This window comes from Streptococcus sp. 2022WUSS037 (genome assembly GCF_044427225.1).
In the GTDB taxonomy this organism is placed as follows: domain Bacteria; phylum Bacillota; class Bacilli; order Lactobacillales; family Streptococcaceae; genus Streptococcus.
In genome coordinates this window covers 1-6,512 of sequence record NZ_JAOTGJ010000053.1, presented here as the reverse complement: position 1 = coordinate 6,512, position 6,512 = coordinate 1, and the positions used below count along the sequence as shown (strand labels likewise).

Sequence of the window (6,512 nt, the reverse complement as noted above, 5' to 3'; positions counted from 1 at the left end):
GCATCTACAATGAGGATTTTTTGTTTAATGAGCTTGTGTTCAAGGGCGATTTGAACCGATTTTTGTATCAATAAGTCCAAAAAGTGTTCATCTTTAATACGTAATTTTCTGAATTTGGTAAGAGAAGAGGCATCAATAACAGACTCCTCTGGAGCTAGACCAAGGAAATACTTAAAGGCCATATCTGATAACGAACGCTCGACAACATCGACATCAGATAAATGATAAATATCTTTCAACAAAAGGTATTTAAACATCATGATGGGTGAGTAAGCCTTTCGACCAAAGTCGACACAATAATGTTTCTCTAACTCATCATAGATAAAACTAAAGTCACAGAGTTCCGTTAGCTGCCGTAAAAAATGATTTTTGGGAACAACAATATCATACAGGGGAGAATAGGAACTAAGATCTAACTGAATTTGATTATCAAGCATAGGAATCACCTCGACTCTAGTATAGCAAAAAAAGCCATCAAGTTGATGACTTTTTCAGTGGGTTCTGATACACAAGGGTTTTGTTTTTTTCTAAAATGTGAGCGAGGGGCAAGAAAGAGGCAAACTATGATTCCCTTACTTCATCTCACCTGCACCCCATAAATAGTCTGTTTTCTGTTTATAAGATAAGCTATGGCAAGTACAGGAATAGCATAGGGCAGGATATTAGCTCCGAATACTTCATAGCTAATGAAGAGAGGAGCCAGTAAGGTATTGGTGGCTGTTCCAAATACGGCACAATACCCAAGGGCTGCAACAAGTTCAGTTGGTAGACCTAGTAATCCTGCTAAAACAGCCCCAGAACTAGCTCCAATCGCAAAGAGGGGAGTAACTTCGCCTCCTTGAAAACCTGCGGCCAAACAAAGACAGGTCAGTAGGAGTTTCAGTAGCCAATCGTAAGCAAACACCTGTTCCCCAGCTAAACTAGCCTCAATCAAATTGGTTCCCAAACCAGCATATCGCTCCTGATGGAAAAAGAATAGTAGAATACTTAGCCCGACTCCCGTGATAGCAATTTTCATATAAGGATTTGGAAACCATCGAGTTGAGATGCTTTTTGCTTGCGCCAGAAACCAAGCAAATAAATTACCGACAACTCCAAAGCAGATGGCAATCAGAAGCCATTTAAAACTATCTGTAAACTGGAATGAGGTAGTCGCGATGGCATGCGAAAATTTCTCCAATCCCAGTAAATGGGAAGTAGTAGAAGCCGTAAACGCGGCAACTAGACAATAGGGGAGACTTGTCCAAGAATATTGGCCAACGATTAATACTTCAATGGCAAAGAAACTAGCAGCCAAGGGTGTTTGAAAGAGTCCAGCAAAACCTGCAGCCATACCAATCTTCGTGATCATGGCTTTAGGCAAGTGTGTGAAACCTTGTTTTTGTAACCAATGCGAGAGACTGGCTCCAAGTTGGACAGCTACACCCTCGCGACCAACGGAAGCACCAAAAAGATGACTGAGCCAAGTTGTAAAAATGATGAGCGGAATGAGAACTGGTGAAATGTGCACATTCTTGCCTTGTCCAGCTTTGAAGACTAAGCCCATACCTGCTTGGACTTCCCTCCCCCATTTTTGATAAATGAAAACAATCACTAACCCTGCAAGTGGCAGAAAGGGGATTAGATAAGTAAAGAATTCAGACCGTAAGTCACCAACCCCTAGTAGAATTTTCCCAAAGAGTGTGGTGACTAGTCCAGCAACCAGTCCGATTAGAATAGAAAAGACGAGGAATTGGATAACTTGCTTGACTTTACTGGTCATCTTGAGCTAATTTTGCAGCCTGATAGGCTCTTGACTGTGCCATCATATCGCTAAAGGTCGCTTGAATAGCAGAGCGGTAATCATCTTTTTGGACTAATTTTCCAACTCGTTCAAGGACAGCATTTTCTCGGCTGGTATCCAAAACAGGCTTACCTGTTGCTCGTTTGTAGGCTGTGACTTGGTCGACCAACTCCATTCGTTTTTCAAGTAGTTCAACCAATTGGCTATCAATCGTGTTAATCTGTTCGCGGATGCAATCCAAATTCATCTTATAGACCTCCGTATATTGTTTCAGTTGTTTTTTAGTATAGCAAAAAACAAGGCAGAATACTAGCCTTGTTTGAGGAAGTTACCAACTTGCTTTTTTTACCCCAGGAAGTTGACCAAGATGGGCTAATTCACGGAAGGTAATCCGACTCACACCGAATTTTCGCATATAAGCATGCGGACGGCCATCGGTCCTGTCGCGGTATTTCAGTCGATTTGGATTTGAGTCGCGAGGCAATTTTCGAAGTGCTTGATAGTCACCTTTTTCTTTGAGACTTTTTCGCAAATCTGCATAACGTTCGATTAATTCCAATTGTCTCTGATAGCGTGCCATTTTTGATTTTTTAGCCATAAAATTCTCCTTATTTAAAAAACTTAACCGGTTAATTATATATCAAAAAAATAAAGATTGCAAACAATAGGTGTACAATCTTAATAAATGGCTAAAAGAAAACAGACTAGACCTATTGATATGCCAGTCTGTTTGTCAGTTAATTCATTGTATCTAATTTTGCAACAAGGTCGGTTGCAAATTGCTCAAGGTTAACAATATCCTCGTCTTCAGCAGCCAGGTCTACCTTGACATTTTCAGCACCTTTTGTTGCTCCACGTGAACCCAACATGACATCAAAGTCATCTACTGCACTACAGAAGTCATCATAGAAGGTATCACCAGAACCGCAAACACCGTAGACCTTACCAGTCAAATCTAAGTCAGCTAGGTCAGCATAGAAATCCACAATTTCATCTGGAAGCTCACCGTCTCCACCGTAAGAATAAGTGTAGCTGGCAACGACAATAAGGTCCGCATCCAAGATTTCTTCTGTCTCAATGGCCGTACATTCGTGAACCTGTACTTCCAAACCTAACTCTTCTAGCTTACTGGCGACAATGTCAGCAATTTCTTCTGTGTTACCAGTCATACTAGCGTAAACTATTTTTGCTAGTGCCATAATTTCCTCCAAATTACATAGTAATCTTATTATACCACACTCCCATCATTTTCAAAAGGGGAAGTTTGTGCTAAAATGATGAAAAGGAGTTGCTATGACTATTTATAATACTATTATTGAAAAAATTCGTGAATACGACACCATTATCATTCATCGCCACCAACGACCAGATCCGGATGCGATTGGTAGTCAAGTTGGCTTGCAGAAACTTTTGCAGAAGAATTTTCCTGAAAAAACCATCAAAGTAACCGGTTTTGAGGAGCCAAATCTTGCTTGGATGGCAGGAATGGACGTAGTTGCAGACCAAGACTATCAAGGAGCCTTGGTTATCGTGACAGATACTGCCAATACGGCACGTGTGGATGATGACCGTTATACTCAAGGGGATTTCTTGATCAAAATCGATCACCATCCCAATGAAGAGCCTTACGGTGACTTGCTTTGGGTCAATACGGAAGCTAGTTCTTGTAGTGAAATGATTGCAGAATTGGCCCTTCAAAGTCAACTGGAACTAGACGCAGAAACTGCCCGTCTACTCTATGCAGGAATTGTGGGCGATACAGGACGTTTTCTTTATCCAGCAACTAGTTCACGTACCTTTGAGATTGTTGCTCGTCTCCGCCAAGAAGATTTTGACTTTGCAAGAATGTCTCGCCAGATGGATACTATCGATTTCAAGATTGCCAAGTTGACAGGCTACGTCTACGACAACTTGGAAGTGGATGAATATGGTGCGGCGCGTGTCATTTTGACACAGGATATTCTCAAAAAATACGGGGTGACCGATGCGGACACTTCCTTTATCGTAGGCGCACCAGGACGGATTGGGACGGTTCAATCTTGGGGGATTTTTGTGGAACAAACTGACGGAAACTATCGCGTACGACTACGCAGTAAGTATCTTCCAATCAACGAGATTGCCAAACGCCACGATGGCGGTGGCCACCCACTAGCAAGTGGTGCTAACTCTTATTCACTCTCCGAAAATGAGAAAATATACCAAGAAATACAAGAGGTAGTGAGGAATGCAAGCAAGTAGTCGCTCTCTTCGGTTAATGGGAACCGTCATTGATACTAAAATCTGGCATCCCCAGGCAGAACCGATTTTGGATCAGGTAGAAGAGCTTCTCTATCTCTACAAGGACCGCTTTTCTGCCAATGACTTGACCTCTGAATTGATGGAGGTCAACCTTAATGCAGGTGTTCAGGCGGTTCCTGTTGCCGATGACCTGTATGAATTGATTAAATTGGGCAAGGAACACAGTCTGGCTCAGGGATCTTTTTTGAATATTACCATTGGTCCCCTTGTGCAAAGCTGGCGAATTGGATTTAGCGATGCCAAACTTCCAACTCAAGAAATGATCAGTGAAAAACTCCAACTCATCAGTCCAAGGGACATTGAATTAAATGATGAGGAGCAGACAGTCTATTTGAAAAAAGAAGGTATGGCGATTGATCTGGGGGCTCTGGCAAAAGGGTATGTGGCAGATAAGATTGTTGACTTCTTGAAAAGGATTGGTGTGGCAGCGGGACTGATTAACCTGGGGGGCAATGTTCTGACCTTTGGTCAAACTCCCCACAATCCAGATGGTTTCTGGCGAATTGGGATTCAAGATCCTCAGAAACCACGTGGTGAAAATGCCCTCGTCCTCAACATAGGAGAAGAATCGGTTGTCACCTCTGGTATTTACGAAAGAACCCTTACAGTAAACGGGAAGACTTACCACCATATATTAAGTCCTGAGACCGGTTATCCAATCGAGTCTCAACTGGCTAGTTTGACCATTGTGTCCAAACAATCTGTTGATGGTGAGATTTGGACGACACGACTGTTTGGTCAAGACATAACTCGGATTTATAAGATGGTAGAAGAAACTGATGGTATCGAAGCAGTTCTGATTGGGCAGGATGGCAGGATTCTAGTGACTTCGGGACTTTCTGAGAAAGTTCTTGCTGGTAAAGAAAGGATTTCTGATAGCTTGGGCAGTCCCTCAAGAGGAGGATTTGGCGTCAGAGTAACTTCTGACCTTGCTTCAGGTGCTTCCGTACTATAACTTGAAAAAATATTAAAAAAATAGGTAAAAAGACTTGCCATAAGAACAAACTTTTGGTAAACTTAAATGGTTATAATCTATGGCTCGGAAAGAGTCCATGGCAGAAAGGAATTTTAAAATGAAAAAAGATATCCATCCAGAATATCGCACTGTTGTCTTCATGGACACAACTACTGGCTACAAGTTCCTTAGCGGTTCAACTAAGAAATCTAACGAAACAGTTGAATTCGAAGGTGAAACTTACCCATTGATCCGTGTGGAAATTTCATCAGACTCACACCCATTCTATACTGGACGTCAAAAGTTCACTCAAGCAGATGGACGTGTGGACAAGTTCAACAAAAAATACGGTCTCAAATAATCAGCGTTATAAAACCGTTAGAAACGTTGATTTTAAGCCATTCCCGACCCGTGGGAGTGGCTTTCTTTTTGAAAAAGTAACGGAAAAAGTAACGGCTGGCGTTACATTCCCAAAAATTGGGCAAACTTTTCAGCCGTTTTTCTTTAGTGTTTTCCGTAACATGAGCGTAAATATTCATAGACAATATGTAAAGACCCCCAGTTGAGAATTCGTGGATTTACCTGTACACTAGAATAAAAAAAACAATCAACTTCTAACAGGAATTACCACACTCAATTGGAGGTCTTATATGTTTCATTTTACCACACTTTTCATCGGAATGGATGTTCACAAAGAAAGTTTTTCACTCTGCTATTATGATATGATGACCAATCAATTCAAACATAGCACTAAAGTTGGTCCAAGTGTTAGCTATATTGTGAACTATGTGAATGAGCTTCGTCGTTTATATGGTCAAGATGCAGAAGTGTTATGTGGCTACGAAGCCGGATGTCTTGGATTTACCCTATATCACCAGCTACAAGCTCACGGGCTTCCCTGTATCGTGATGGCGCCTACAACGGTGATGAAGGAAGGATCTAAGCGTGTTAAGACTGATAAAAAAGATGCAGCTCAGCTCGCAAAAGCTCTGGCCTTTCGTAGCTATCGGCCTGTTCATATTCCTACTGTTGAGGATGAACAAGTCAAAGAATATATCCGCATGAGAACAGACCACAAAGTGGCTCTGAAGAAAATCAAACAACAAATTCTTGCCTTCTGTCTCCGACATGATTTTCGCTATACCGAGGGAAGCAGTAATTGGACACAGAAACATGTCCGCTGGCTCCGTTCCCTAAATCCTGATGGACTTTACGCAGAGATTTTGACAGAATATCTATTGACCTATGAGAAATTAGTAGATCAAATAGAACGGTATGATGCACGAATTGAGCAACTGGGTCAAAGCGACAGTTATCAAGAGAAGGTCTCACGGCTTTCTTGCTTTATTGGCATTAAAACACTAACTGCTCTTTCCATTGTGACAGAAATCGGTGATTTTAATCGCTTTGCGACAGCTCAACATTTTGCTTCTTATCTTGGGCTAACTCCTAGCGAAAATTCTAGCGGCGACAAGG

At 41.7% G+C, this 6,512-nt stretch carries 9 protein-coding genes; 4 read left to right on the top strand and 5 right to left on the bottom strand.

The genetic code is table 11. The features are described 5' to 3' along the window. The 5 genes from ODU55_RS11225 to ODU55_RS11205 all read right to left on the bottom strand — a co-directional run. The coding region (locus ODU55_RS11225) for a transposase (protein WP_398582874.1) at positions 1-437 on the bottom strand (437 nt) is incomplete at its 3' end. 140 nt (positions 438-577) lie between these two features. Beyond that, positions 578-1,762 carry a chloride channel protein gene (locus ODU55_RS11220; protein WP_398582873.1) on the bottom strand — a complete coding sequence of 395 codons (1,185 nt, stop codon included), beginning with the start codon at positions 1,760-1,762 and terminating at the stop codon, positions 578-580. Then, a complete protein-coding gene (locus ODU55_RS11215) occupies positions 1,752-2,030 on the bottom strand; it encodes a chorismate mutase (protein ID WP_398582872.1) in 279 nt (92 codons plus the stop codon). Before ODU55_RS11215 ends, ODU55_RS11220 begins: the two co-directional genes overlap by 11 nt. Positions 2,031-2,111: 81 nt before the next feature. Further along, positions 2,112-2,381, bottom strand: coding sequence for a 30S ribosomal protein S14 (gene rpsN / locus ODU55_RS11210; RefSeq protein ID WP_002940393.1), 270 nt, complete (start codon positions 2,379-2,381; stop codon positions 2,112-2,114). A 139-nt stretch (positions 2,382-2,520) separates the two neighbouring features. After that, positions 2,521-2,982, bottom strand: coding sequence for a flavodoxin (locus ODU55_RS11205; RefSeq protein ID WP_024387928.1), 462 nt, complete (start codon positions 2,980-2,982; stop codon positions 2,521-2,523). Positions 2,983-3,076: 94 nt separating this feature from the next. Here ODU55_RS11205 and ODU55_RS11200 point away from each other — a divergent pair, with 94 nt between their 5' ends. From ODU55_RS11200 to ODU55_RS11185, 4 genes are all read left to right on the top strand, one after another. Then, positions 3,077-4,021 (top strand): bifunctional oligoribonuclease/PAP phosphatase NrnA, encoded by a 945-nt coding sequence (locus tag ODU55_RS11200; RefSeq protein WP_398582871.1) that lies wholly within the window; start codon positions 3,077-3,079, stop codon positions 4,019-4,021. Continuing rightward, entirely contained in the window at positions 4,008-5,036 is a 1,029-nt protein-coding gene (locus ODU55_RS11195) for an FAD:protein FMN transferase (RefSeq protein WP_398582870.1), read from the top strand. Before ODU55_RS11200 ends, ODU55_RS11195 begins: the two co-directional genes overlap by 14 nt. 118 nt (positions 5,037-5,154) lie before the next feature. After that, positions 5,155-5,397: a type B 50S ribosomal protein L31 gene (locus ODU55_RS11190; RefSeq protein WP_024379743.1), complete on the top strand. Its 243-nt coding sequence runs from the start codon at positions 5,155-5,157 to the stop codon at positions 5,395-5,397. Between the two features lie 289 nt (positions 5,398-5,686). Further along, on the top strand, positions 5,687-6,512 hold an 826-nt coding region (locus ODU55_RS11185), incomplete at its 3' end, for an IS110 family transposase (RefSeq protein WP_398582869.1).

Excerpts from the sequence above, each read along its gene's own strand:
- ODU55_RS11215 (WP_398582872.1), bottom strand. The coding sequence starts at position 2,030 with ATGAATTTGGATTGCATCCGCGAACAGATTAACACGATTGATAGCCAA.
- ODU55_RS11220 (WP_398582873.1), bottom strand. The coding sequence starts at position 1,762 with ATGACCAGTAAAGTCAAGCAAGTTATCCAATTCCTCGTCTTTTCTATT.
- ODU55_RS11205 (WP_024387928.1), bottom strand. The coding sequence starts at position 2,982 with ATGGCACTAGCAAAAATAGTTTACGCTAGTATGACTGGTAACACAGAA.
- ODU55_RS11190 (WP_024379743.1), top strand. The coding sequence starts at position 5,155 with ATGAAAAAAGATATCCATCCAGAATATCGCACTGTTGTCTTCATGGAC.
- ODU55_RS11200 (WP_398582871.1), top strand. The coding sequence starts at position 3,077 with ATGACTATTTATAATACTATTATTGAAAAAATTCGTGAATACGACACC.
- rpsN (WP_002940393.1), bottom strand. The coding sequence starts at position 2,381 with ATGGCTAAAAAATCAAAAATGGCACGCTATCAGAGACAATTGGAATTA.
- ODU55_RS11195 (WP_398582870.1), top strand. The coding sequence starts at position 4,008 with ATGCAAGCAAGTAGTCGCTCTCTTCGGTTAATGGGAACCGTCATTGAT.